This is a genomic window from Kitasatospora sp. NPDC056181 (assembly GCF_042266225.1).
Classification (GTDB): domain Bacteria; phylum Actinomycetota; class Actinomycetes; order Streptomycetales; family Streptomycetaceae; genus Kitasatospora.
Genome location: NZ_JBHJUK010000014.1, coordinates 38,771 through 41,464 on the forward strand (window position 1 = coordinate 38,771; position 2,694 = coordinate 41,464).

Genomic DNA, 2,694 nt, shown 5'->3' on the forward strand with positions numbered 1-2,694 from the left:
TCTTGGGGGCCACCCCCTGGGGCCACCCACAATTGAAACGGAGTTTTTTTATTGGTTTTGGGGGGCGCCGGGGGGGGGCGGGGGTTTCCCCGCGCCCGCCCCGTCGCACGACGCCCCGCCCTGCCCTGCCCTGCTCCCGCTCCACCGGCCCGCCGGATCCGTCGGAGGCGGCCCGGTCACTCGTACTCGGTGCCGCCCTTGCGCGTCAGGTAGGCGTCGCCGACCACCTTGGCGATCGCCCGGCCGCCCACCACCGGGCTCCAGCGCTCGGTGACCGGGCGGATCACCACGCCCTCGCGAACGTGCAGTTCGCGCCCGGAGACGGTCTCGCGCCCCTGGGCGAACGCCAGCGCGGTGTCCGGATCGAACGGCCCGCGCCACAGCTCGGGCACCACCGGCAGCTCGCCGTCCAGCAGTTCGGCGGCCGGCAGCCAGCGCAGCTGCCCCTCCACCACCGCCGAGACGTCGAACGCGGCGTAGCCGGGGAGCTCGGTGCGGCCGGACTCGCCGTAGGTGAGGTCCTGCACCCCCGCGCCGAAGACCTCGCCGAAGACGCCGACCCGCTCGGCGCCGAGCCGCTCCGCCAGCCGGGCGGCCACCTCCGGTATGCCGTGGGCGCGTACCGCCCGCCAGTAGAGGTTGTGCTCGTCCTCGGCCAGGGCCAGCCCCTGGGCGCCGATGCCCTTGGACGAGACCTGCACCTCGCCGGTGGCGGCGTGGTAGGTGACCAGGCAGCAGCTGCCGTGCAGCTTCTCGGTCAGCACGACCGGCTCGCCGGGCTCGAAGATCCCGGGGAACCGCTTGAGGTTCTCGATGTCCACCCAGGGCAGCAGGTCGGGCGCGCGGACCACCTCGCCGTTCATGGAGGTGGGGATCGGCGGCCGCCACTTGGTGACGCCCAGCAGTTCGGCGAAGTCCTCACCGCTCTCGGCGGCGGCCGCCAGGTCGGTCCCGGCCAGCGCGCCGGGCCGGCAGACGATGCCCTGCGACAGCTCGCCGCGCAGCCGGACCGCCTTGACCCGGTCGGCCTTGCTCCCGGCCAGCCGTCCGGTCAGGCCGAGCTCCTCGATCAGCTCGGCGGGCAGCACGGCCTGTTCGGGGATGTACACGGCATGGTCCCCGGTCCGGTACGCGCCCTTGGCGACCACCGCACGGTAGAGGCCGACCTGGGCGAGTTCGAGGGCGTCCGCGTTCGGATGGGCCAGGATGATCAGCCGCTCGGCGGTGACGCGCAGTGTGGACATGGGTGTGCTCCTCCCCCTTCGGCCCGGCCGGTCGGCCGGCGATGCGTACAGGTCGTGCGCACGGGTCGCTCCCGCGACCGGAATGCGTACGGACGGCGACCACTCTGGCGCCTCGGGGCACCCGTGCGCGAAGGGTTTTCCGCCGGTCAGCGCCACGGCCGGGCCGGCGGCGGACGCGGCAAGGCGCCGGCAGCGAGCACTGCGCGGGTCGGCGGCGGACGCGGCAAGGCGCCGGCGGCGAGCACTACGCGGGCCGGCGGCGGGCAGCACGCGGAGCCGGCGGCGGGCGCGGAACCGACCGGCCGCGACGGAGCGGCCCGCGCCCGGTGTTGAGCCTTCCGACAGTCGGCCGGCGACCGTCGGCACTGCTCGCCTGTGCGATGTGACAGACGATTTTCCGCTGGTATTTGCGGCACTATGATCGCCATAACGGCCGCAGCTGCGGCAGCGTCCCCGCGCCCCTTCCGGCGCGCCCAGGAGGGGAAGACCGATGAGCACCCGCACCACCCACCCCCGCAGACTCGCCGTCGCCGCCGCTGCGGCCCTCGCCCTCAGCCTCGGGGTCACCGCCTGCGGCAGCGACGGCGGCACCAAGGCGTCCGGGACCTCCACGAGCACCGCGCCGACGGGCGCCGCCACCGGCGACGCCGCCGCCCCGAAGGCCACCGGCGACATCACCGTGTTCGCCGCGGCCTCCCTCAAGGAGAGCTTCACCGACCTCGGCAAGAAGTTCGAGGCCGCCAACCCCGGCGCCAAGGTCAAGTTCAACTTCGGCGGCAGCTCCAGCCTCGCCACCAGCATCAACTCCGGTGCCCCGGCCGACGTCTTCGCCGCCGCCAGCCCGGCCACCATGAAGACGGTCACCGACGCGGGCGGCGCCACCGGCGAGCCCAGGACCTTCGTCAGGAACACGCTCACCATCGCCGTCCCCAAGGGCAACCCCAAGCACGTCGCCGCCCTCAAGGACCTCGCGGCCCCGGGCGTCAAGGTCGCGCTGTGCGCCAAGGAGGTGCCGTGCGGCGCCGCCGCCCAGACGGCGCTCAAGGCGGCCGCCGTCGACCTCACGCCGGTCACCCTGGAGCAGGACGTCAAGGGCGCGCTGACCAAGGTCGAGCTCGGCGAGGTCGACGCGTCGCTGGTCTACAAGACCGATGTGAAGGCCGATGCTGCGAAGATCGACGGCGTGGACTTCCCCGAGGCCGGCAAGGCCGTGAACGACTACCCGATCGCCGCGCTCGCCAAGGCCCCCAACAAGGACGGCGCCGCGGCCTTCGTCGCCTACATCCAGTCGCCCGAGGCGCAGCAGGTGCTGACCACGGCGGGGTTCCAGGCACCGTGAGCCGTCGCACCACCCGGTCGGGGGGGGGGGGGGGGGCGCCACGGGGGGCGCCGCCCCGCCCGGGGGGCGGGGCGGCGCCCCCGCCCGCGCGCCCGCGGCACGCCGCGCCGC

2 protein-coding genes are annotated in these 2,694 nt (G+C 74.6%); one reads left to right on the forward strand and one right to left on the reverse strand.

Translation table 11 applies throughout. The features are described from left to right. Positions 1–176 precede the first annotated feature (176 nt). On the reverse strand, positions 177–1,244 hold the full coding sequence (locus tag ACFC1F_RS08605; protein ID WP_209409314.1) for an RNA ligase (ATP): 1,068 nt from the start codon (positions 1,242–1,244) through the stop codon (positions 177–179). A gap of 490 nt (positions 1,245–1,734) precedes the next feature. On the opposite strand from ACFC1F_RS08605, the gene modA reads away from it, so the two are divergent. Next, positions 1,735–2,583 (forward strand): molybdate ABC transporter substrate-binding protein, encoded by an 849-nt coding sequence (gene modA / locus ACFC1F_RS08610; protein WP_376156618.1) that lies wholly within the window; start codon positions 1,735–1,737, stop codon positions 2,581–2,583. Positions 2,584–2,694: the final 111 nt, after the last annotated feature.

Coding starts and splice junctions, on each gene's coding strand:
- modA (WP_376156618.1), top strand. CDS start 1,735: ATGAGCACCCGCACCACCCACCCCCGCAGACTCGCCGTCGCCGCCGCT.
- ACFC1F_RS08605 (WP_209409314.1), bottom strand. CDS start 1,244: ATGTCCACACTGCGCGTCACCGCCGAGCGGCTGATCATCCTGGCCCAT.